The following is a 22,307-nucleotide window of genomic DNA, read 5'->3' on the forward strand; positions in this document are numbered from 1 at the left end:
CATTAGCCTGCACGAAGCACCGCTACTGAAGCAGGCGGCAATGTCACGCGAATCGTGCCGTCCTCATGCTGCTCGATAGCCGTCAGCTCCGATGGTGTTACCTGATCCGGCTGCTCCACCGTGTTATGAGCGTTCAATGCACCGCTCTGCAGCACTGTGCCGCTGAGCGAAAGTCCGTCAATGGCTTGCTGGGTCAGTCCTCTCAGCTCAATTGTGATTTCCGCTGACTCCTCATGACTCAGATTACATAGGCTGACATGGATAATCCCATCCTTATCTCGCGATGCGGACACACTCGTCTGCGGAATTGAAGCACCATCCAGGCTATATGACGCAGCTTGATGATTGATGTCAAGCGCTTCCGCGTCGTGATGTACTTGGAACATGTCGAAGACATGGTAAGTCGGCGTAACCGTCATACGGGCGCCTTCCGTCAGGATGACGGATTGCAGCACATTGACGGTCTGAGCGATGTTCGCCATCCGCACCCGGTCACAGTGATTCTGGAAAATATGAAGCGTGGCTGCGGCTACAAGCGCGTCGCGCATCGTATTTTGCTGATAGAGGAATCCCGGGTTCGTGCCCGGCTCCACATCGTACCATGTGCCCCACTCATCCACGATGAGACTGATCCGTTTCTGCGGGTCGTACTTATCCATAATGGTGCTGTGCTTCTGAACGAGCTCGTCCATGACCAGCGCTTTGCGCAGCGTTCCGAACCACTCCGATGTCTCGAAATCGGTGGCAGAACCTTTCTGCTGCCAGTTATGTGGAATCGTATAATAATGAAGTGTCAGACCATCCATGTAACGAGCCGCTTCCCGCATCAGCACTTCCGTCCAATTGTAATCGAAATCGCTGGCGCCGCATGCGATACGGAAGATTTTGTTATCCCCGTAGTTACGCACGTAAGTCTGGTAGCGCCTGTAGAGATCCGCATAATATTCCGGCCGCATATTGCCGCCGCAGCCCCAATTCTCGTTGCCGACACCGAAATAGCTGACCTTCCAAGGTTTCTCGCGTCCATTAGCTGTCCGTTCATGCGCCATCGGCGACTCTCCGTCGAAGGTCATATATTCAACCCATTCTTGCATCTCTTGGACCGTTCCGCTGCCTACATTGCCATTGATATAAGGCTCGCAGCCAAGCAGCTCGCAGAGCAGCAGAAACTCATGTGTGCCAAAATGGTTATTCTCCACCACGCCGCCCCAGTGTGTGTTGATCATCCGTTTACGCGTCTCCCGCGGCCCGATTCCGTCTCTCCAATGGTATTCATCGGCAAAACAACCGCCCGGCCAGCGCAGAACAGGCAGGTTTAATTTGCGAAGCGCTTCCAATACATCATTGCGAATCCCCTTTGTATTGGGAATTTCCGAATCCTCGCCTACCCAAATCCCTTCATAGATACAGCGACCCAAATGCTCGGAGAAGTGGCCGTAAATATTGCGATTAATGCTGCCCTTGCTGCGATCTGTGTTAATGATAGTGCGGTTCGTCGTCATGCGGATAGACATCTCCTTGTTATGAATAGTTTTGGGTTGTTTTGGATTAATAATAATATTAATCAGTAAATAAAATAATAACTTATCTTATTTCCATTAAACAACAAGATGCTCCGCATTTCAATGTATTTATTATCCCGCTATGTGGAAGGCCCCAGCAGCTCCTCTACCCAGCTGTAGCATGCTGACAGCTCCTCATCGCTCACCTTCTCCGCTCGATGCTCGAACATGATTTTCACATCCGGATTGTGCCTGCCGATGATTCGCATATAATCCTCGATCGGTGCCCAGCCCTCGCTTGGATGTAAACGAGGGAGGACCGGATGCCGTGAATGCTCGCGTTCACCGCTCTCCGTTATGCGTAATGCAGACAAATGAACCGTCTCCGTATAGCTGGCATAACGCTCAATGACTGCTCTTGCATCGAAGGAAGGGTCTATCCTCTCCTGTATGTACAACCTCGCTGTATCCAGACAAAGCTTGACGGTGTTGTGCTTCGTGAGCAAGCGCTCCAAACAATCACTCTCCGTCACGTACCTATTCAGCGCATCCAGCTCCAATATCGGTGTGAATTCGTACTCCTGCCCCTTACGCGCCAGCCACTCGAACAGAGCTTCGCTCCTCTCTTGAAACAGCTCGAAGGGGTACGTGCTCTCGAATTCATATTCACTGCGATCGTCAAAATGCCAACGTCCCCAATTCACTCGATCATCTAAAATAACAGGCTTGGGATAATGGAATAACACATAGCTCGGCCGAATCGTGGTACTCATGTAATCGAGCTCTTGTTGAACCCGTGCGTAAGCTTGCTGCCTTACTGCTTCGTCCTTTGCAAGGAACAGCGCGTCCCGTACAGGTGATCTGCCTGCCCGCAGCGGGAAATGAACACCGATCTGGAAACGATCTTGTTTCGCCCGCCGCCAAAGGGTTTCGATATCGGACTCATTTTGAAATAAACAGGCCTCGATCCCGTAGAACCCCTCTCCAAAATCTCTCCGGTATTTCGCCTCGTTAAAGCCTCCATATTGCCCGATAATGAAATTGTGCCGCATCCTCTTCCCCTCTCCCGCCTGCCATTCGAACCCATGTCCGAACGTTCCGCTTTCTATTCTCATATACTATTCTATTAAACAAGTAAGTAGGTGATAAACATGGCTATCATTCCGTTTATTGTTGAAAATGAGGATAGGATCTTTCAAACCTTTGACGTACGCGTATTCAACTATGGCACCGATCCTGTTAGTTTGCAGCTTGAGGTGTCGTTTGCGCTGAATTCGTCAGATGGCCCTTCCGAGCTTCAGCCCTATGTGCTTCGCACTGTTGAACTCGCTGCCGGCCAGCTTTTCACATTCGCTAATATATTTGCAGGCTTTGACGTCATGACTGGTACACTGACAACGTGGGACTTAAGCGAAAATAATATCACGTTTAACGTCACTCCTGATTATCCTGTCTTCCCACCATTCGGGTAACCTTTACGACGACTGTATAACTGTAGATGCCCAACACCTCCTGTCGCCTAAATTAATAGCATGTGGAGAAGTCACCTTACCAAGGGAGGCGGAACACATGCAGAGGAAACGCACCTTCAAGAGAGCAGCGACCTGCAGACGTGCGCAGCGGCATGACCATGAATTCGAGGGCAGCACTAAATTAGCTGAAGAAGGCGACGATCGCCACAACCATCGATTCGCAGGCGTAACCGGTCAAGCAATCAGATCCGGAGACAGTCACGTTCATGAGATCGATCTGACGAGAACCGATTTCTTCGGTCATTTCCACAAGTTAAAGAAGATCACGACTGGTCCTGCAATTCCCGTCGGAAACGGCAAACACGTTCATTTTGTTATGGGAAAAACGACACTGGCTGATGACCATGTCCATCGGTTTAACTTTGCCACTTTAATTGATGCGCCGCTCAAATAATCCGACTGTCAAATTTATACGCCGGCATCCGTGCCGGCGTTGTTTGTTTTGTGACAGATTGATTGAGCCAGACTATAATGGAGTCAATTGGGAATACATATTTCATACCTACTAACTATGTTGAAAAGAGGCCCTTTCTGTGACGCAAACTCGTATTGGAACCATTACCGCAATCCATCGCTATCCCGTTAAATCCTTAGGAGGAGAAGCGCTCCAAAGCAGCCGAATTGAGAACTACGGCTTGTACGGGGATCGCTCGCATGCCTTCATCGATGAGACGAAGGAAGGCTGGGATCGATATTTGACGGCCAGAACGGCACCTGCCATGCTGCACTATAGAGCTGCACTGGAGGGTGCTACGGAAGCCGCGGATCATTTTGCAGGATTGCGTATTACGGCGCCTGATGGCCGTTCGTTGCAATGGGACGATGCCCTACTGCAAGAAATTCAACCCTACTCGAAGCAAAAGCTGAGCCTGCTCGCGCATACGCCGCAGTCGCTGGATCTGCTTGCTGTGGATGCGGCCAGCATTCTCATTATTACGGATTCCTCGCTTCGCAAGCTCGAAGCGATGTGGGGAAAGCCGCTAGACCCGCTCCGTTTCCGGGCAAATATGCTCGTAACCTTGGATGACGATGCGCCGGATGAGTACGAATGGCTGAGTAAGCGGCTGTCGGTGGGAAGTGCGCAGCTGCAGGTGGATGTATTCTGTGATCGCTGCTCGTTGATTACGATCGACCCCGAAACGCTTGAGCGTGACGCTTCGCTGCTGCGAACCGTGAATGAGCAGTTGAAGCTCAATTTCGGTGTCTATGCTTCGGTGAAACAAACCGGGCAGGTGCAGGTTGGGGATGCGGTATATTTGGCGGAGTAGCGGCTCATGTGCGGTAACCAGTACCTCATTTCCGCCTACTTTCTAAGAAATAAGCCCTTGAGCGGTATCGGTTACCGTTCATGGGCTTATTTTCGTTCATTTCAGCTAATGTGCAGTAACGGTTACCTTACATGCCAGCTACCTCTACGACCCCGTCGACCGATAATGCCTTACGCCTACGCGCCATACGAGCATGCAGGGCACGAGGAATAAGAAACCCGCAAGCGGCACCATCGCGTAGAACGGATGCTCGCCGCCTTCCCTGCCCAGAATGTAAAGCAGCGGCAGGTAGTTCACGCAGCCGAAGGGAATGACGAAGGTGAACAGCCGCTTCACCCATTTGTGATAGATATTAAGCGGATATTGCGTCATTTCGCGCCCGCCGTCCGTGAAGATATTGGCGATTTCGAGCCCCTGCACCGTCCAGAAGCTGATGGAAGCTGCGAGGATGAAGATCCCTGTGAAGATCACAATCCCGCTTAACACCATCAACACTAACGTGGTCACCTTCAGCAGCGTCCAGTCGACGTCAAGATTCCCTGCGGACCAGACCAGCACGGCAGCACTCAGCAGCAGCCGTCCGATCCGGGCGAATTCGAACCTTGAGCCGAACACTTGAATCACCGTTCCCCGGGGACGAACCAGCAATCGGTCGAAATCCCCGCTCACAACCATGCTTGAGAACATATCGAACCCTCGGCCAAAACATTCCGTAAACGAGAAGGCCATTTGCGTCACGGCAAAACAAAGCACGACCTCGTAGAGACTCCAGCCTTTCAGCTGGCCGAACCGTTCAAACATAAAGTACACTCCGGCAAACGTCGTAAACGGGGTTAAACATTGCCCCAGCGTCAGCAGCAGGAAGGAAACTCGGTACTGCATCTCCGATTTAAGAATGATTTTCATATACTTCAAATACAAGCTCATAACGCCTCATCATCCTCCCTGTACAACTACGCGCCGAAGCGAGCGGCCCATGGTGAATTTGCCGAATGCGACCAATGCGATAAGCCAAGCCGATTGCGCCGCCAGTCCCTTCAAGGCATCGAGCTTCGCGATGTCACCTGTAAATACTCGGAACGGAAAGTCAGCGGTCCAGTGGAATGGCAGCAAATACACGATCTCTTGCATCCACCCCGGCATAAGCGGCACCGGTACAATCATCCCCGCCAGAAATTCGCCAAAAATACTAAATATGAGCAGAGAACCGCCCGGTGACATCGTGACAAACACGGAGATGTAAATGAGCATCGAAATGGCAACGACCATCAGCAAACTAATAACAAGAACCGCGAGAAAGAGTAGGAATGTAAGCCAATCAGGAGGAAGCTCAAGCCGATAAGGCCGAGGCAAGAAAACCGTAACAATCAGAATCGGAAAACACCTTAGCAGCGCGCTCGACAATCGTTGTGCGATCAGCTTGGCATACCAGAAGTTATAGATACTGCTTGGCCTGCACATCTCATAAGCGATGTTGCCGCTCTTAATGAGCGAGAACAGTTCGTTATCTCGCAGCCATAACATGACCAGCGCGAGAAATGCTTGCTTCAGCCAGGTGTAGGTGATCACTTGGGACAGTGTCATAGGAGGAGTTTGCCCAGTGGAGTGCGCGTAGAACGCTATGAAAATCATAATAAACATAAAACCGAAGAAAAATTGCGTGCCGATTCCGGCCAGCGCTGCCGCACGATACTGCAGTCCGGTGCTGATTCGCAGCTTGAATACGGACAGATACGCCTTCATCATAGCTGATACTCCTTGTACATCTGCACAATGATGTCTTCAATCGGCTGCATCTCGATCGCAACATCCAGCAGCTCAACCTGTGCAGACAGCTGCGCGATCGCTTCCGAGATCATCACCTGTTCGGTATCTACGCTGAGGATGGCCCGCTCTGGTGTCCAAGAAAGGAGCGATACGCCGGGAATTGCAATGGGACGGCTGTTCTCATGATAATCGGCGGTTATCGTTCGTTTCGTTCCGAATCGACTGCGAAGCCCTTGCACATTCCCATCGTAGAGCAGCGTACCTTTTCCGATCAGCAGAATCCGGCTTGCCAGTGCTTCGATATCGTTCATATCGTGCGTGGTCAGAATGACGGTAACGCCCTTCTCTTTGTTGATTGTCTTAATAAATTGGCGCACCGCAATCTTGGAGACGGCATCGAGCCCGATGGTTGGTTCATCCAAGAACAAGATGCTCGGACTGTGCAGCAGCGAGGCGGCTATTTCGCAGCGCATTCGCTGTCCCAAACTGAGCTGTCGTACCGGCGTGTATAGAATGCTTCCAAGGTCAAGCGTTTCAGTAAGCAGTGCAAGTGTCTCCTTGTACTGCGCTTGCGGGACGTTGTAGATGTCGCGCAGAAGATCAAACGACTCGATGACTGGGACATCCCACCACAGCTGGGAGCGCTGTCCGAACACGACGCCGATGTTCTTCACATACTTGACCCGATCCTCCCACGGGGTAAAGCCCTTAATGACACAGGAGCCGCGGTCGGGCACGAGAATACCGCTCATGATCTTGATCGTGGTCGATTTTCCGGCACCGTTAGGCCCAATGTAGCCGACAATCTCACCGGGCGGGATGTGGAACGAAATATTTTGCAGCGCTTCAATGGCCGTGTATTCCCGATGGAACAACGATTTGAGCGCATGACCGACACCTGATTGCCTCTTGGCGACCAGGTACGTCTTACTGATTCCGTCTACGGTTATCACGTACGGATACCTCCAGAAATTGAAGATTTTTGAAAAGCGACAGGGAGAAGATAGTATCACTGCGTGGATAAATCTGTCAACTATAATTTGGAGCGATGTGATAGAGGACATGCTTATGTAATGGACTATCCGCTTCAACTTTTGGATGAGGAAACATTTTAACAAACTGCATTCCGATTTTCTGCATGACATGACTCGAAGGCTTATTACTATCGGCTGTAAAGCTATACACGTCACTAAAGCCAAGTTGGTTAAATCCATATTCTAAGCAGGCTTTCGCTCCCTCGGTCGCATATCCCTTACCCCATGCTTCCTTCTTCAGCCGCCATCCGATTTCGATGCAAGGTGTAAAATCCGCCTCAAATGTCGCCCGATGAAATCCAATAAATCCGATAAACGCGTTATTTTCTTTGACTTCCACTGCGTATAACCCAAATCCGCATGCCGTAAGCTCAGCTACGATGACGTTATAGAACGCCTTTGTTTCCTCAGCTGATAAGGGTTTTGGAAAATACCTCATCACCTCTTCGTCCGCATTCAGCCGAGCGAATGGCTCCAGGTCCTCTTCTTTCCAGTCTCGCAATCGCAGTCTCGTGGTCTCCAAATAGATCATGCTGTACCTCCTCCAAAAGAAAGCCCGCTCGCAGCAGCGAACGGACTATAGTCATGTTCAAAGCACCGGCCCGTATGCCACGCCTGTCAGCGAGACAGGTCCGATTACAGACGCGCCGGCTTTCTCGATCGGTTCAAGCTCCGCCGTTAGATTGTATACGTTAAACGGATTGGTCGCATTGTAATCAGCCCATTGAAGCTCAATCGTATAATAAGCCTCAGCGTTCGTTTCAAAACCGATCCGCGTATCGGCGACTTCCACGCCGATTTCGACGGGGTCAAACGATTTAAACAGCTTCACTATAATTTGGCCGTTAGCGGATGTCCCGATTACGCCAATGACGGCATTCAATACGATCCGATTATTCGGGGGCAGCGGGTCTGCGTATAAACCGACATCTGCCTGAAAATAACCGGGAGCAACATCGTACTTGTTGTCAGTCGGCGTGGTCGAGATGAACCCAACGGGAATCGGCACGCCGGGGCCTTGTCCGTATCTTGGCACACTCACTTTCATATCCAGCACTTGCACACTCACATGTGACTCCTCCTTCTTACAGCTCGTACAATATAGAATATGTAGACGAGCCGTATGAAGAAGCGGGACTTTTGCTGATTTTTCGCTACTTCCGGTGCATCTTAAACTCCAGAAACAGCTCGTTATAGTGGGAGAGCATCTTTTTGCCTAAGTTCTTGTAAACCTCCAGCTTCGCAGTCAGCTCAGGCTTCGGATAGAACCGTTCATCCGAGGAGATCTCCTCAGGCAGGAACTCCATGGCCTTCTCGTTTGGCGTTGAATAGCCGACATACTCCGCATTCTGCGCGGCGTGCTCGGGGTCCAGCATGAAGTTGATGAACTGATGCGCACCTTCGATATTCCGCGCCGTCTTCGGAATGACCATATTATCGAACCAGAGGTTCGAGCCTTCCTCTGGTACCACATAAGTAAGCTTCTCGTTCTCGCCGATAATTTCCGAGGCGTCGCCCGACCACACAACGCCAACCGCCGCTTCCTCATTGGCCAGCAGCAGTTTGATTTCGTCGCCCACGATGGCCTTCACATTCGGCGTCAGTTCCTCCAGCTTCGCTTTCGCTTCCTGCAGATGTTCTTCATTCGTATCGTTAAGCGAATAATGCAGACTGTTCAGCCCGAAGCCAATGACTTCACGCGCTCCGTCTACGAGCAGAATTTGATTGCGCAAGCTAGGGTCCCACAGGTCATCCCAGCTCTTGAATTCCAGCCCCTTCATCAGCTCCGTGTTATAAACAATCCCAACTGTTCCCCAGAAATACGGGATCGAATAGGCGTTGTCCGGATCAAACGAGAGGTTCATGAACCGCGGGTTAATATACTTCAGATTCGGCAGTTTCGACTTGTCGATCGGCAGCAGCAGGTCTTCCTCTTGCATTTTGCTGATGGCATATTCGGAGGGTACGCTGATATCGAAGGTCGTGCCGCCTTGTTCGATCTTGGTCATCATCGCTTCGTTGGAATCGAAGGTTTGGTAGATGACTTTAATGCCCGACTCCTCTTCGAAAGCTGCCACCAGATCAGGGTCAATGTAATCTCCCCAGTTGTAGATCGTCAGTGTGTTGTCACCGGAGTAGCCCTGTGACGAGTTAAGCGCCGATGCGCCATACATTAAGGCAAAAGCAAGCACGAGCACGACGAGCAGCATCCGAACGAGCGATTTCATTTGTTAGGAAGCCCCCAATCCGTGCGGTGGTCGCCGCGCCCCGAAACTTGTCCGCGGCGGTTGATGAAGTAGTAGCCGACAACGAGCAGCATCGTGAAAACGAAGATGAGCGTCGACAGCGCATTGATAGACAAGGAGACGCCTTGTCGTGCTCTAGAATAGATCTCAACCGATAATGTCGTGAATCCGTTACCAGTGACAAAGAACGTGACGGCGAAATCGTCTAGCGAGTACGTTAAGGCCATGAAGAATCCTGCGAAAATGCCGGACTTGATAAACGGCAGTACAACTTTTGACAGCACATCCCATTCGGTTGCGCCAAGGTCGCGTGCCGCATCGAGCAGCGATGAGCTCATTTCCTCCAGCTTCGGCAGCACCATGATGACGACGATCGGTACGCTGAACGCAATATGGGAGATCAGCACAGAGGCAAAGCCGAGCTTAATGCCGAGTATCGTAAACAGAATTAAGAAGGACGCTCCGATTATAACGTCCGGACTGACAATGAGCACATTGTTGAGCGACAGCAGCGCATTCTGATTCTGCCGCTTGCGCAGCCGGTGGATGGCAATGGCGCCAAGAACGCCAAGAATCGTTGAAATAACGGCACTGAGCAGTGCGATGACAAGGGTATTGAGCAGTATAATTAGCAACCGCGTATCGGCAAACACTTCCTTGTACCAATCCAGCGTAAACCCGTCAAACCCGTGCATCGTCCCCCCGCTGTTGAACGAGTAATAGGACAAGTAGATAATTGGCGCATACAAGATCATAAAGATGAGCCAGAGATAGACATTCGACAGCTTTAGTTTTCGGTTCATCGTTTGTTCTACCTCCTGCTTCTGCTGCGATTGCCGGTTAAGATCATAATGATCACCATCGCAATAATGAGAAATACAGCAATGGTGGCACCCATGCCCCAATCCTGCGTTACGAGAAAATGCTGTTCGATCGCCGTGCCAAGCGTAATGACACGATTGCCTGCGATAAGCCGTGTAATCATAAAGAGCGACAGCGCTGGAATGAATACAGCCTGACAGCCGGATTTCATACCGCTTAACGTAAGCGGGAAGATTACTCGGCGGAAGGTTGTCCAAGGCGATGCGCCAAGATCGCGAGCCGCATCCACAAGGGAAGGGTTCATCTCCTCAAGCGCATTGAATACAGGCAGAATCATGAACGGGATGAAGATATAGACAGATACGAAAATAAAGCTGAAATCGGTAAACAAAATTTGCTGATTCCCGATGCCGATCAGCTCGAGTATCGCATTGACAGCCCCGTAGGTGCCGAACAAGCCGATAAATGCGTAAGTCTTGAGCAGCAAATTGATCCAGCTAGGCAGAATAATAAGCAGCAGCCAGAGCTGCTTATGCTTGGTCCGGGTTAATAAATACGCCGCCGGATAACCGATCAGCAAGGAGAAGAACGTAATTAAGAAAGCATACCAGAACGAGCTGAACGTCATCTTCATATAAACCGGCGTGAAGAAATGAGCATAGTTGCTGAACGTGAAGTTACCTTCAACATCAAATAGTGAATCATAAACGATCAGCACGATCGGCGCTACTACGAACAGCACCATCCATAGCAAGTACGGAATGAGATACATATTGCGAGAACGAGACTGCGCTTGGATAGGAGCGTTGACAGAGGCGTGCGCTGCGTTCCTCATGAGTAAGCTTCCAGCCTTTTATCAAACTCTTCCTCGGTCTCATTGAAGCGCATGACATGAATGGCTTCCGGGTCGAAGGTCAGCCCGATGGCCTCGCCGACCTGTGCTTTGCGCGTGGAGTGCACCAGCCACTTATTGCCGGCATCATCCAAGCACTGAATTTCGAAGTGAACGCCGCGGAACAGCTGCGCTTCTACCTTCACTTGCAGCTTGCCGTCCTCGGGACGCGTAATCTCCAGATCCTCCGGGCGGATCACGATATCGACCGGCTCATTCGGCTGCAGCCCCTGATCGACGCACTCAAATGATTTGCCTGCAAACTCGACTAGGAAATCCTCAGTCATTTTGCCAGCCACAATGTTCGATTCCCCGATAAAATCAGCCACGAAGCGGTTGATCGGCTCATCGTAGATGTCCATCGGCGTGCCGCTTTGCTGGATTACACCTTTGCTAAGCACGAAGATCTCATCCGACATCGCGAGCGCTTCTTCCTGATCATGCGTCACGAAGATGAACGTGATGCCGAGGCGACGCTGCAGCTCGCGCAGCTCCACCTGCATCTCGGTGCGAAGCTTAAGATCGAGCGCTGAGAGCGGCTCGTCCAGCAAGATGATTTCAGGCCGATTCACGATGGCCCGTGCGATGGCTACCCGCTGCCGCTGACCGCCTGACATCTCCGTGATTTCGCGGTTCTCGTAGCCGACCAGATTGACGAAACGGAGCGCCTCAAGCACCTTCTCCTTGATTTCCGACTGTTTTATTTTCTTAATGCGCAGTCCGAATGCAATGTTCTCGAACACATTCAGATGCGGGAACAGCGCGTAATCCTGGAATACGGTATTCACTTGCCGTTTGTTCGCGGGAATATGGTTGATCACTTGGCCATTAAAATAGATCTTACCTTTCGTAGGCTCCGTAAATCCGGCGATTAGTCGCAGGATCGTCGTTTTGCCGCAGCCGGAAGGACCGAGCAGCGTATAAAATTTACCTCGCTCAATCTCGAAGCTGACATCCTTCAGCACGGCGGGATCGCCTTCGTACTGCTTTGTTACGCCTTGGAATGAAATGATGGCTTCGCTTGCAGGTTGTGCATTCATCGTGGCGCTTCCTCCTTATGCAAATAAATAGCTATCACTGACAACTGCAAACACTCTACTGGATAGTATAACCAATTGCCGCCATCACATGAAGCACAAAAAATGACCGCCAGGAATCCCATCCTGTCCGGCCATTCTAGACGCATTCTTAACTACGGTTTAGCAGCGTTTTATATGCTTTGATCATGCTCATATGCATGCCTTCATGATAGAGATTCAAGCTGAGAAACTCTTGCGGCGAGGACAGTGTAATCCCCATGGAAGTCGTATACGGCTGCGGAACCTGCTCATCCAAGCGATGCCCGATCGTTTCTTGAATGCGTTCCACCTGACTGCCGAGAAGCTGCTTCAATTCATCAAGCGTGGGCAGCGTCGCCTCTTCCCGCCACTGAAGCGGTGAAGTTCCGAATTCGAACCATTCCTTGAAGTTCTCAGGCCGGTTAAGAGGAAGCTCGAGGTATTGAAAAGCAAACCGTTCCTGCACAACGTAAATATGCCCCAGCTGCCAACGAATCGAATTGCGGAATCCATCCGGTATCCGATCTGCCAGCTCTTCCGTGACACCATCCAATAGCTTCAACGTCTGATTTCTTACGAATTTGAGCTGCGTGAATAGAAATTGTTCCATGGTCACTTTCACTCCCATCGATAGACTATGTGTTCCACTATATCATGTTCCATCTCAGAGGTGGGCAGGGAAATGGAAGCTTGAAGGCGAATTATTCGGCCTACAACTATCCCCCAAGGCAAAGGACGGTTTCGCCATGCTAAGCACAGCCTTCCTGCTCGTACTGGGCTCCGGATTTCTGCACTCCGTTTGGAATTTGTATACGAAACGCAGCCTCGACAAAAACGTGTTCCTCTGGTTATGTCAGCTCGTTGGCATTGTACTTATGCTGCCTTGGGCGATAGCACTTTGGGATGGCTCACAGTTAAGCAGCAGCGGATGGTGGATCATTGCCGCAGCCGCTGCTCTTCACGGTCTCTATACAATCCTGCTGGCAGCAGCTTACTCCATCGGTGATTTATCGCAGGTGTATCCCATCATGCGAGGCACAAGTCCGTTACTGGTTCCACTGGTCGGCGTCACCTTACTCGGTGAGCATTTGACCTTGGTTGGTTACTCAGGCGTAGTCTGCATCATCATCGGAATTGCGGCGCTCAGCAACATCAAATTTAAAGCAGGCGGCGGTACCTCACTGCGTGCACCACTGCTTGCTCTGGCAGTCGGACTCTGCATTGCCAGCTACATTATCGTGGACAAAATCGCACTCGACTACGTCCCAGCCATCGTACTGAACACGCTGACAACGGTAGGTAATTTGCTTGCTTTGACGCCAGCCGTTATCCGCTCTAAGGGCATCAAACGAGAGCTCGGTCAGAACGGAAAAATCATGCTGCTATGTGGAATAATCGCACCCGGCGGCTATTTGATTTTCTTATATGCCCTTTCGCTTGGACCAGTCTCACTGCTTGCGCCAATGCGCGAAATCGGCACCGTATTCGGTACGCTGATGGGCATTCTGATCCTCCACGAGAAGCAGGGCAAGCAGCGGATTTGGTCGTCCGTGTTGATCACTTGCGGTGTTATTGTGCTTGGCTTGTGGGGGTAAGCTCATGTAGCGCTGTGCGGAGGGCAGTTTTAGAACTGCTGCGCATCCGGCGCAAGCTGTTGTATCTTTCGCATAAATGTGATGACCCTGCTGTCCCGTGCATGAGGGTAATCGTAGCCAAGCTTTTCGCCGAGCTCGACTGCCAGCTTACGGAACACATCCGTCATCGCGAAGAGCGCCCGCCAATTGTCCTCATAGCTTGCGCCTGCATAGGTTTGTTCCAGCTCGGACCATGTCTGCCCGTCCAAGTAACGCTTGAACCAGCGTCCATTCTTCCCCGGATTCACAGTCCAATCATGGTTCACCCCGATGTGCCACTCGATCAGCGGCATGAACATTTCGATTCTAATGACACTGTCCAGCATGTACTTGGCGTAAAACAACTCATCTCGCCATAGACTCTTCGCCACGTACGTGATATCCCACCAAAATGCGTTCACTCTCGCGTGGTAGTCTTCACGTGTAGGCTTGTCGGTTACGAAACCGGTGTGCTGCGGCTGCTTCAAGCTCATCGTAAGACCGTCTTTATCCAGCAGCACACGGTAGCCGATATCGAGCTCTTCCGGCAGCAGCGGCATCCTCATAATCTCCTGCAGCTGCTCCACAAGGTATACTTGAAAATCGATCCGAACGCCATCCTCGAATAGAACCAGCCTTGTAATCGAGCGCTCATGATTTTCCCGGTACTCCGTCATCATGCCGCCGAACTGCGTCATCCACGCATCACTGCCGCGAAACGGAGTGACGTCCGTCACCACAAGCTCGATATCATAGTCCGATAGTAAGTCCACCGGAGCATTCGGGTTCGCGCGCGAGCTCGTCATGATAACGGCTCGAATCATGCTGTTCTTCTGCGTCCACTCCAGCAGCTTGCCGAGGATCTCCTCCATATTGCGCATTGTACTTATGCTCCTTATCGTTTCGTTGTATTCGTGATGCCAAAAGGTACATGAACAGAAGGAACGCTGCGCGCGACACCTTCAATATGACCCACCTGATCGTCGAAAAAGATATGCGGCTTAAAGATGCCAAGCACCCGGCCTTTATCGATGCCGCCTAGAAAGAAAGCCTCATCGACGCGAATATCCTGCTCTCGCAGCGTCGTTATGACTCGTTCATGCGCCGGTGCATTGCGAGCGGTCGCAATGGCGACACGAATCTTCGGCTTGTAGGCGGGATTAAGGAGCTTCTTCTCGCTTTCGCGCTTCTGCAGCTTGGCAATTTCGCCGAAGAATCGGAAGAGCGGCCCACCCGGCAGCGGCTCCCCTGCTTTACTTCTCTCATGATCGTGGAAAGAGCGCAGAGCACCGCCCCGCTGGAATATGGTCTCGGCCGAGTCGTCAGCGATAATGCCATCAAAGTCAAAGGCGATGCGCAGCTCCTCATCTTCATCGTCGTCCACGTAATCGGTTGGATAGATGCAGCCTGCAGGGTAGCCGTGCTCAACCGCTTCTTTCACATCCTCCGGGTTTCCGGAGAGGAAGAGCGATGCATTGAAGGCGTCTAAGTATAGAAATGGATTGCTGCCTGCAACGAAGACGGCCCGGCTAATTGGAAGCTTGTAATGCTCGATCGACTTGAACACGCGAAGGCCGGTATCAGGATCATTGCGTGAGAGCAGCACCACTTCTACGAGCTGTTCCTCGCCCGAAGCATGGATACGCAGTAAGCGTTTGATCAGTGGAAAAGCGACGCCTGTCGCCAAGATATTATTCTCGTTCTCACGCTGGAACTTGCGATACTCGTCCTCTCCACGTTCGCGGAAGACACGATCCGATTCTTCGAGGTCGAATAAGGCGCTGGAGGCAACGGCGATCACGAATTTATTTTCGATGGGATAGGGCATATTGGTTGGACCTCCTTATTCCTTATTAGCAGTAACGGTGTCTCATCCATCTTACCAAGCCGCTTGAATATCCGTACAGCGCAATATAACATTGTATCCCAGCGCGCCTGATGTTTATAATTAGTCCAACGAAGATATAGAGAAGAAAGGACGGATCAGCCATGTGGAGTGAGCTGTGGAAATTGTTTATCTCGTTCGGCAGAGCGACGTTGCTGGGCTATGGAGGCGGACCGTCCATCATCCCGTTGTATGAGAATGAGGTTGTGAGCCGCATGCGCTGGATGACGACGGAGGATTTCGGTCACGCGCTTGCTTTCGGCAACTCGCTGCCGGGACCGATTGCGACGAAGCTGGCCGCTTATATCGGATTCAAAGTAGCCGGCTGGGCCGGGGCAACTGTTGCACTCGCAGCCGTTGTACTGCCTACGGCCTTGTTGATGATTGTGCTTGTTGGCGTCATGTCGAAACTGCAGAACAACGCCATCATTAAAGGCATGATCCGCGGCATTCAGCCTGTCATCTTCGTGATGATGGCGATGCTGGCGTATGATTTTGCCAAATATGCGATGAAGACGACACCCGGGGTGATCACTTTTATTCCCTTCCTGCTTGCCGTTACTTTCTTCATCATGGTGTATTACTTGAACCTGAATGCGGTATGGGGCATTATTGGTGCGCTGGCGATCGGGGCCTTGTTCCTGCGGGGTTAGCCTGGTTAGACACATACGAACATCCCTGGGCTGAGAGTGAGCTAGGGATGTTTTTCCATATTTAGGCGGCTGTACGGGTGCATTCAGCCTCTAATTCTCATAAGCTAGTACAACGACATCTACTAGAATGGAGCTGAATGTGATGCAAGCAAAGAGCCCAAGCAATATTAAAGCCATTGATGTATCGCACCATCAAGGCGTCATCGACTGGAAGAAGGTACGGGAGGCCGGGGTACTCGCTGTTTTCATAAAGGCGTCAGAGGGTACTTCGTTTAAAGACGATAAATTCTCAACGAATGCTAACGCTGCTGCCGCGGCCGGCATCAAAACCGGATTCTACCACTACGCGCATCCGGAGTCGAATGACGCTAAGTCGGAAGCGGCTCATTTTGCCAATACGATCAAAGGATTCAAATCAAACTTCCCTCATGTGCTCGATGTGGAGGGAGATGCGGGTCAAGTGTCCGTATCCAAGCTGACACAATGGTGCGTCGATTGGCTGACCGAAGTCGAACGGCTGACCGGTCAGCCGACGATGCTCTACACAGGGGCTAGTTTCGCCAAAACCAATCTAGAACAGCCACTTGGTCAATGGCCGCTGTGGGTTGCTCATTACGGCGTAGACAAACCGATGGATAACCCGACATGGAGTGAGTGGGCCGTGTTCCAATATTCCGATAACGGGACTGTTGATGGAATCGGAGGCAATGTTGTAGACATGGACGCGATGGAGCAGGCATTCTACAACCGCTATGCCAATCCGGGCCAGCCTCAGCCGCAAAGTCCGGAAGATACGATCAAAATCGTCGTGAACGATGTATTAGCTGCTTACGGCCGGATTGTCGATGGCAGCACCTACGTGCCGTTGCGCCAACTCGGCGAGTCGCTGGGCGTTCCGGTCTATTGGGACTCCGCGACCTCAACCCCTTATGTGAATGGAAAGCCGGTCACGAACTACAAGCTGTTCGACGACAGAACGTACATCGGCATTCGCTCTACAGCTGAACTGCTCGGCGCCAAGGTTTCGTGGGATGGTGTGAACAAGAAGGTTTATATCTATATGTAGCTGGGAGCGACGCTACGTTAAGAGACAGGCGGCGGGAATGCTCAGCCATGGTCAGCCAGCAGCCATGAGTGCTCTTGTTGTCACTGTTTCCGCGCCGGACTGATGCTGAGAGATCGAAAATCGTACTCTCAGCAGTCACACTAACCAATCTGGCTCCGGGTCGTGGATGGAGACGAGGCCTGGGCGGATTAGCGCGTAGTTCAGCATCCCTCGAGGAAAGTAATCCGGAGTTGTCTCCTATCTTCTCCGTATGGATTAACGCGTTTTGGCTTGCGATTTAGATTCTCCGTACTGCCTCTATCCTTGTGAAGAACTCAAAACGACCACCTTTAGAAGGTGGTCGTTTTTCGATTGTCTTAACAGAGGGGCGTTCTATGAGTTACTTTACAGGGAGATCGTTCATCGAGTTGCCTTAGAGGGGGTTGCTTTTTCGAGCTGCCTTGCAGCAGCTCAATTCGCAAGATGCAGGACAATTCGTCCCCGGCCATGGCCGGATTGACTCAGATCTTGCGCCTCCGCAGCTTCTGCGAGCGGGAATCGCGCGCCGACATTCGTCTTCACAAGGCCCTGTGCCATAAGTGCCGCGATCGTGCTCAGCGCATCTGCCGTCGGCAGCTTGTTAGAGAACATCGCTGTAACCCCGCGCTCCTGCGCGCGCTCAGGTGATGGCTGGCCCACCAAAGAAATCAGCCGGCCGCCCGGCTTCAGCACATCGAACGATCGGTTTTGCGTCTCGCCTCCGACCGTGTCCAGCACCAAATCAACATCAGTCGCCGCATCCTCGAATCGCGCCTGCTTGTAATCCACGACAACGTCTGCGCCGAGCGAGGCTACATAGTCGACGTTGTCCGTTCCACAGGTACCGATCACTTCGGCGCCTCTCCATTTGGCTAACTGCACCGCGAACAACCCGACGCCACCGGCCGCACCATGAATCAGCACACGCTGCCCCGCCTCAAGTCCGCCGACCTCAAACAGTGCTGACCAGGCGGTCGAAGCACCGCCTGAGATCGTAGCGGCTTCGTCGTAGGAGATTTCATCAGGTTTCGGCACTAGATGCTCCACTGACGCAAGGGCATATTCCGCATAGGTGCCGTGCGTGGTTCTTCCGAAAACAGCCTGTCCCTTCGCAAATGAGGTCACTCCCGGACCCACTTCTTCCACGATCCCCGCCAGTGATGAACCCGGTATATAGGGAAAGGTCAATGGCCTAAACTGCTTAAACATACCTTGTCTTACTTTCCATTCAATCGGAAGCACGCCTGCAGCATGAACACGCACGAGCACTTCTCCTTCACCTGGCTGCGGACGTGGCATTTCTTCAAGCTGCAGTTCTTCTGAACCGCCGTATCGGTGAACGCGTATTGCTTTTATCGTCTGATCCATAGATTCTTGAGTCATTCTTCTTAACCCCTCTCATAATCACCCCTACACCACAACAAGTTTAAATCTTTACTCTCTGCTTCTTTCTCCAGTTTATCCACTCACGCTAATAATGTATAATACATATTAAAATATGTATTCATAACATGAATATTATGAATGAATGGAGCAAAATGAGCATGGAGCTGCAGCAGCTGGTTTATTTTCAAAAGGTCGCCCGACTTGAACATATGACGAAAGCCGCGCAAGAGCTGCACATCGCCCAGCCCGCGCTCAGTCAAAGCATCGCCCGATTGGAGGAGAACCTTGGCGTCCCGCTCTTCCACCGTCAAGGCCGTCAAATTCGGTTAAACAGTTACGGTCAAGCTTTTCTTGCCAAAGTCGATGTCGCCCTGCATGCCCTTGATGAAGGCAGGCGTGAAATCCATGATATGAACGGTACGGAGCGAGGCCATCTTCACATTGCGACAACGACGCTTGCCCGCTTCTCTGAGATGATTCGCTCCTATATGGAAGCTCATCCTGATATTCAATTGCGCATTACACAAGTATCGCCGGAGGAAACGATTCCGCTAATCGAAGCTGGTGAGATCGATTTCTGTTACACCACACCGCCGATCGACAAGCCAGGAATCGGCAGTATTCCGCTGCTGCATGAGGAGATTTTCATCGCGGTCCCTCCTCATCACCGACTTGCGGGCCTCCAGCAGATTAACCTCAGCGAAATTGCAGACGAGCCTTTCGTAGGCATGAAAGAAGGCACGCGACTACGCAGCATGATGGATCAGTTCTTCAGCACGCGAGGCATGAAGCCGAACATCATATGCGAGGTGGATGAACCCGCAGCGCTGCGGAGCTTTGTCAGTGCAGGTCTCGGAATCGCTCTGTTATCCGCCTGCAAGAAAGAAGATGCATCGCCGCTCGCCTTGCTGCCAATCAATGATCCCAACTGCCGCCGGACCATTCAGCTTGCCTGGTTGGAGAAACGTTATCTGTCGCAGGCTGCGCACTCGTTTAGGGAGTACGTCACGCACTATTTTGCAAAAGATGCCCAAACTTGAATAGTCCGACTGCCCTCCGCGAACAATGTAACTGACATTCACAGCCAAGGGGGCATCACCGTATGAACGCGCAGCGCGCACAAGAAATCGCCGAATCCTCTACCATGGTCGAGGTAACGTGCAACGGAGTTCCAATCTACATTCAACACGTCGATCCCGGCAATAACACGGCACGAATTTACCCGCTCGATCAACCAGGAAACGAAGAGACGGTATCGCTGAACAGCTTGACGGAGCGCTCGCCTTTCCAATCCGATGGCATCCAGATGCATTGTCCTGACTGATCGTTCGTCATACACAAAAGGCCATACTCATGGGTTCATGAGTATTGGCCTTCTTTTATCTTTGCTGCCCTAGAAAGTCGCTCCCCGAAGTCTAACCGTTGCCAGCACGCCTATTCTCCCCATTTTCGGCCTCCCACAATTGTAACGGTTGCCAGAGAAGCTATTTCGCAATTTAGGTAGGGTTTCCACCCGTAAACGGACAAATAAGGTCTCTGGTAACCGTTAGACCAAATAATATGCAAAAAAAGACCAAATAAGCGCTATGGCAACCGTTAGAACGCAGCCCCTCCACCTCACCAGGGGGACTGTATCTATCAATTCGCCAGGCCTCTGGAGAAGCGGGCAATTGAGCGATAAGTAAGTAGGTTTTTCTCGACAAGCTGAGACCGTATCCGCCAGATGGCAGATGCGGTCTTCTGGCTGTAGAGAAAGTCGCTCGCCTCTGGAGTCGCGGGCGAAAAAAAGAGTCGTAAGAAGATGATCTTCTTACGACTCTTACCTATTGCACGGTAAACTCGCTCTCCCAATCCATGGCTGCGCAATCGAGAATCTACTTGACGCTGCCGGCGGTGAGCCCCTTCTCAAGGAACCGCTGGCAGAAGAAATATACGAGGAAGATCGGGATACTGATCGCCATGAGCGCTGCAGAGATTTTGCCATAGTTTGAACCTGCGAATACGACGAATTTCTGCGGCAACAGCGTTACCGTCATCGAGGCCGGGTCCTGCAGGAAGATCAGTGGCAGCAAATAATCATTCCATGAACCGAGGAACGTGTAGATCGTAACCGTCGCGATGGCCGGCATACCCAAAGGCAAATAAATGCGCCGGAATATCGTGTGCTTGCTGGCTCCGTCAATCGTCGCCGCTTCGTTGATTTCCTTGGGGATTCCATCAAAGAAGGAGCGAATCAGCATTAAGCCGAAAGGGATGCCCCCCGCGACGTGAGGTCCGACAAGGCTAAGCGGATTATCGACCAGCCCCAGCTTCTTGATCGTCAGAAACCAAGGGATAATAAATCCCGCGCCAGGGATCATCATCCCTACGATAAGGATGAGAAATAGCGGCGTCCGCAGCGGGAAACGCAACCGCGAGAACGCATAAGCCGCAAGCGTCACGCAAGTAATCGTAATCGCGATATCCATGGCCGCTACGACAATACTGTTCCAGAAGTAGCGGTACACGCCTGCATCCAGAAACACCGCCGAATAGTTATTGACGAAGCCCCCCTCGAACGACTTCATCACCATTCGTATGAGTGGGTAAAGCCAGAGAATGCCCATAATGACAATGACAAGTTGTACAACCGTTCTGCCAAATAGATCTTTTCTATCGAATATCATCGTTGAGCTCCCCTCTTAAACATCCCATCTCTTCTGAATTTGGCTTTGAATCCAAGTCAGTATAAGGGCTATGATCATAATCAGGTTAGAGATCGCCGCGCTGTAACCGCCCTTGTATTCGAGAACGTAGCTGCGGTACAGGTAAGACGACACCACTTCGCTGGAGCGAGCCGGTCCACCTCCGGTAATGAGCCAGACGAGGTCGAACGTCTTGAGCGAACCGATAATGCCAAGGATGAGCAGCAAAGAATGGGTGCTCTTCAACATCGGAAAGATCATACGCGTGAACAATTGCATAAAGCCGGCGCCGTCAATCTTCGCCGATTCGATGACTTCTTGATTGAATTGAGTAATGGCCGTGAAATAGATAATCATACTGAAGCCCATATAAGTGAAAATGTTCGTGACCATAACGGCGTACAAAGCTAATTTAGGATCGCCGGTCCAATCCCGAACAAGGTTGTCCAATCCAATGGCTCTAAGCGCTTCATTAACCGCACCTGTATTGTAGCTGTATAGCTCGGTGAAGATGAGCGCCACAACGACAAGGCTCATAATGTTTGGCAGGAAGAATAGAGATTTAAACAGCCGCCTGCCAAAAAACAAAGAGTCATTGACAACAGCGACGAATAAGCCGATAATCGCTTGCACAATTACCGTGACGACCATGTACGTAAGCGTATTGGTCACCGCTTTGAGAAACTTGGGGTCTTTCAACAACGTGACATAGTTGTCGAAACCGATGAACGTCATATTCTTAGAGATGCCGTTCCATTTAAAGAAGCTGTGATAAATATTGAAATACGCACCGTAATAAATAAACACGCCGATGAACAGTACGGCCGGGATCAAATACAGGTACGCGTCATAATCGTATTTTCGCTTTGAAATCATGGTAA

25 protein-coding genes are annotated in these 22,307 nt (G+C 51.3%); 8 read left to right on the top strand and 17 right to left on the bottom strand.

All coding sequences use genetic code 11. From position 1 onward, the window contains the following. Positions 1 to 2: 2 nt before the first annotated feature. Both AC506A_RS16620 and AC506A_RS16625 read right to left on the bottom strand, forming a co-directional pair. The gene (locus tag AC506A_RS16620; protein ID WP_495462126.1) at positions 3 to 1,502 is read right to left on the bottom strand and encodes an alpha-N-arabinofuranosidase; all 1,500 of its coding nucleotides are present in this window, start codon (positions 1,500 to 1,502) and stop codon (positions 3 to 5) included. Positions 1,503 to 1,642: 140 nt separating this feature from the next. Continuing rightward, entirely contained in the window at positions 1,643 to 2,554 is a 912-nt protein-coding gene (locus tag AC506A_RS16625; RefSeq protein WP_495462127.1) for an apurinic/apyrimidinic endonuclease family protein, read from the bottom strand. A gap of 99 nt (positions 2,555 to 2,653) precedes the next feature. Between AC506A_RS16625 and AC506A_RS16630 the strand changes: the two genes are divergently transcribed. The 3 genes from AC506A_RS16630 to AC506A_RS16640 all read left to right on the top strand — a co-directional run bounded on the left by AC506A_RS16630 (position 2,654) and on the right by AC506A_RS16640 (position 4,302). After that, positions 2,654 to 2,974, top strand: a complete 321-nt coding sequence (locus AC506A_RS16630) for a hypothetical protein (protein ID WP_495462128.1) — start codon at positions 2,654 to 2,656, stop codon at positions 2,972 to 2,974. A gap of 97 nt (positions 2,975 to 3,071) precedes the next feature. Then, positions 3,072 to 3,428, top strand: a complete 357-nt coding sequence (locus AC506A_RS16635; RefSeq protein WP_495462129.1) for a YmaF family protein — start codon at positions 3,072 to 3,074, stop codon at positions 3,426 to 3,428. A 139-nt stretch (positions 3,429 to 3,567) separates the two neighbouring features. After that, positions 3,568 to 4,302 (top strand): MOSC domain-containing protein, encoded by a 735-nt coding sequence (locus tag AC506A_RS16640; protein WP_495462130.1) that lies wholly within the window; start codon positions 3,568 to 3,570, stop codon positions 4,300 to 4,302. A gap of 144 nt (positions 4,303 to 4,446) precedes the next feature. On the opposite strand, the gene AC506A_RS16645 is transcribed toward AC506A_RS16640, so the two are convergent. From AC506A_RS16645 to AC506A_RS16690, 10 genes are all read right to left on the bottom strand, one after another. Further along, the gene (locus tag AC506A_RS16645) at positions 4,447 to 5,229 is read right to left on the bottom strand and encodes an ABC transporter permease (protein ID WP_495462131.1); all 783 of its coding nucleotides are present in this window, start codon (positions 5,227 to 5,229) and stop codon (positions 4,447 to 4,449) included. A gap of 9 nt (positions 5,230 to 5,238) precedes the next feature. Beyond that, positions 5,239 to 6,048, bottom strand: coding sequence for an ABC transporter permease (locus tag AC506A_RS16650; RefSeq protein ID WP_495462132.1), 810 nt, complete (start codon positions 6,046 to 6,048; stop codon positions 5,239 to 5,241). After that, positions 6,045 to 7,022, bottom strand: coding sequence for an ABC transporter ATP-binding protein (locus tag AC506A_RS16655; RefSeq protein WP_495462133.1), 978 nt, complete (start codon positions 7,020 to 7,022; stop codon positions 6,045 to 6,047). Before AC506A_RS16655 ends, AC506A_RS16650 begins: the two co-directional genes overlap by 4 nt. A 76-nt stretch (positions 7,023 to 7,098) precedes the next feature. Next, positions 7,099 to 7,635: a GNAT family N-acetyltransferase gene (locus AC506A_RS16660; protein ID WP_495462134.1), complete on the bottom strand. Its 537-nt coding sequence runs from the start codon at positions 7,633 to 7,635 to the stop codon at positions 7,099 to 7,101. 57 nt (positions 7,636 to 7,692) lie between these two features. Beyond that, the gene (locus AC506A_RS16665) at positions 7,693 to 8,172 is read right to left on the bottom strand and encodes a hypothetical protein (RefSeq protein ID WP_495462135.1); all 480 of its coding nucleotides are present in this window, start codon (positions 8,170 to 8,172) and stop codon (positions 7,693 to 7,695) included. 85 nt (positions 8,173 to 8,257) lie between these two features. Continuing rightward, complete coding sequence (locus AC506A_RS16670; RefSeq protein WP_495462136.1) at positions 8,258 to 9,331, bottom strand: ABC transporter substrate-binding protein; 1,074 nt, start codon at positions 9,329 to 9,331, stop codon at positions 8,258 to 8,260. Then, positions 9,328 to 10,152: an ABC transporter permease gene (locus AC506A_RS16675; RefSeq protein ID WP_495462137.1), complete on the bottom strand. Its 825-nt coding sequence runs from the start codon at positions 10,150 to 10,152 to the stop codon at positions 9,328 to 9,330. The genes AC506A_RS16670 and AC506A_RS16675 overlap by 4 nt, the downstream gene beginning before the upstream one ends. A gap of 8 nt (positions 10,153 to 10,160) precedes the next feature. After that, positions 10,161 to 11,006 carry an ABC transporter permease gene (locus AC506A_RS16680; protein ID WP_495462138.1) on the bottom strand — a complete coding sequence of 282 codons (846 nt, stop codon included), beginning with the start codon at positions 11,004 to 11,006 and terminating at the stop codon, positions 10,161 to 10,163. Next, positions 11,003 to 12,103: an ABC transporter ATP-binding protein gene (locus AC506A_RS16685; RefSeq protein WP_495462139.1), complete on the bottom strand. Its 1,101-nt coding sequence runs from the start codon at positions 12,101 to 12,103 to the stop codon at positions 11,003 to 11,005. Before AC506A_RS16685 ends, AC506A_RS16680 begins: the two co-directional genes overlap by 4 nt. A 148-nt stretch (positions 12,104 to 12,251) precedes the next feature. After that, the gene (locus AC506A_RS16690; RefSeq protein WP_495462140.1) at positions 12,252 to 12,731 is read right to left on the bottom strand and encodes a DinB family protein; all 480 of its coding nucleotides are present in this window, start codon (positions 12,729 to 12,731) and stop codon (positions 12,252 to 12,254) included. Positions 12,732 to 12,867: 136 nt separating this feature from the next. Here AC506A_RS16690 and AC506A_RS16695 point away from each other — a divergent pair, with 136 nt between their 5' ends. After that, the gene (locus tag AC506A_RS16695) at positions 12,868 to 13,716 is read left to right on the top strand and encodes a DMT family transporter (RefSeq protein ID WP_495462141.1); all 849 of its coding nucleotides are present in this window, start codon (positions 12,868 to 12,870) and stop codon (positions 13,714 to 13,716) included. Between the two features lie 29 nt (positions 13,717 to 13,745). On the opposite strand, the gene AC506A_RS16700 is transcribed toward AC506A_RS16695, so the two are convergent. After that, complete coding sequence (locus AC506A_RS16700; protein WP_495462142.1) at positions 13,746 to 14,615, bottom strand: aminoglycoside 6-adenylyltransferase; 870 nt, start codon at positions 14,613 to 14,615, stop codon at positions 13,746 to 13,748. A gap of 14 nt (positions 14,616 to 14,629) precedes the next feature. After that, positions 14,630 to 15,562, bottom strand: a complete 933-nt coding sequence (locus AC506A_RS16705; RefSeq protein WP_495462143.1) for a 5'-nucleotidase — start codon at positions 15,560 to 15,562, stop codon at positions 14,630 to 14,632. 161 nt (positions 15,563 to 15,723) lie between these two features. Here AC506A_RS16705 and AC506A_RS16710 point away from each other — a divergent pair, with 161 nt between their 5' ends. Both AC506A_RS16710 and AC506A_RS16715 read left to right on the top strand, forming a co-directional pair. Beyond that, positions 15,724 to 16,272: a chromate transporter gene (locus tag AC506A_RS16710; RefSeq protein WP_495462144.1), complete on the top strand. Its 549-nt coding sequence runs from the start codon at positions 15,724 to 15,726 to the stop codon at positions 16,270 to 16,272. A 142-nt stretch (positions 16,273 to 16,414) separates the two neighbouring features. After that, positions 16,415 to 17,338, top strand: coding sequence for a GH25 family lysozyme (locus AC506A_RS16715; protein ID WP_495462145.1), 924 nt, complete (start codon positions 16,415 to 16,417; stop codon positions 17,336 to 17,338). Positions 17,339 to 17,788: 450 nt separating this feature from the next. On the opposite strand, the gene AC506A_RS16720 is transcribed toward AC506A_RS16715, so the two are convergent. After that, positions 17,789 to 18,739 carry an NADP-dependent oxidoreductase gene (locus AC506A_RS16720; protein ID WP_495462146.1) on the bottom strand — a complete coding sequence of 317 codons (951 nt, stop codon included), beginning with the start codon at positions 18,737 to 18,739 and terminating at the stop codon, positions 17,789 to 17,791. Between the two features lie 161 nt (positions 18,740 to 18,900). Between AC506A_RS16720 and AC506A_RS16725 the strand changes: the two genes are divergently transcribed. Together AC506A_RS16725 and AC506A_RS16730 are read left to right on the top strand one after the other, a co-directional pair. Beyond that, positions 18,901 to 19,782, top strand: a complete 882-nt coding sequence (locus tag AC506A_RS16725) for a LysR family transcriptional regulator (protein ID WP_495462147.1) — start codon at positions 18,901 to 18,903, stop codon at positions 19,780 to 19,782. A 62-nt stretch (positions 19,783 to 19,844) separates the two neighbouring features. Continuing rightward, positions 19,845 to 20,066: an H-type small acid-soluble spore protein gene (locus tag AC506A_RS16730; RefSeq protein ID WP_495462148.1), complete on the top strand. Its 222-nt coding sequence runs from the start codon at positions 19,845 to 19,847 to the stop codon at positions 20,064 to 20,066. 550 nt (positions 20,067 to 20,616) lie between these two features. Here the strand turns inward: AC506A_RS16730 and AC506A_RS16735 are convergent. Together AC506A_RS16735 and AC506A_RS16740 are read right to left on the bottom strand one after the other, a co-directional pair. After that, positions 20,617 to 21,408, bottom strand: a complete 792-nt coding sequence (locus tag AC506A_RS16735) for a carbohydrate ABC transporter permease (protein ID WP_495462149.1) — start codon at positions 21,406 to 21,408, stop codon at positions 20,617 to 20,619. 15 nt (positions 21,409 to 21,423) lie between these two features. Further along, entirely contained in the window at positions 21,424 to 22,302 is an 879-nt protein-coding gene (locus AC506A_RS16740; RefSeq protein ID WP_495462150.1) for a carbohydrate ABC transporter permease, read from the bottom strand. Positions 22,303 to 22,307: the final 5 nt, after the last annotated feature.

The organism is Paenibacillus sp. N22P23, assembly GCF_059383735.1.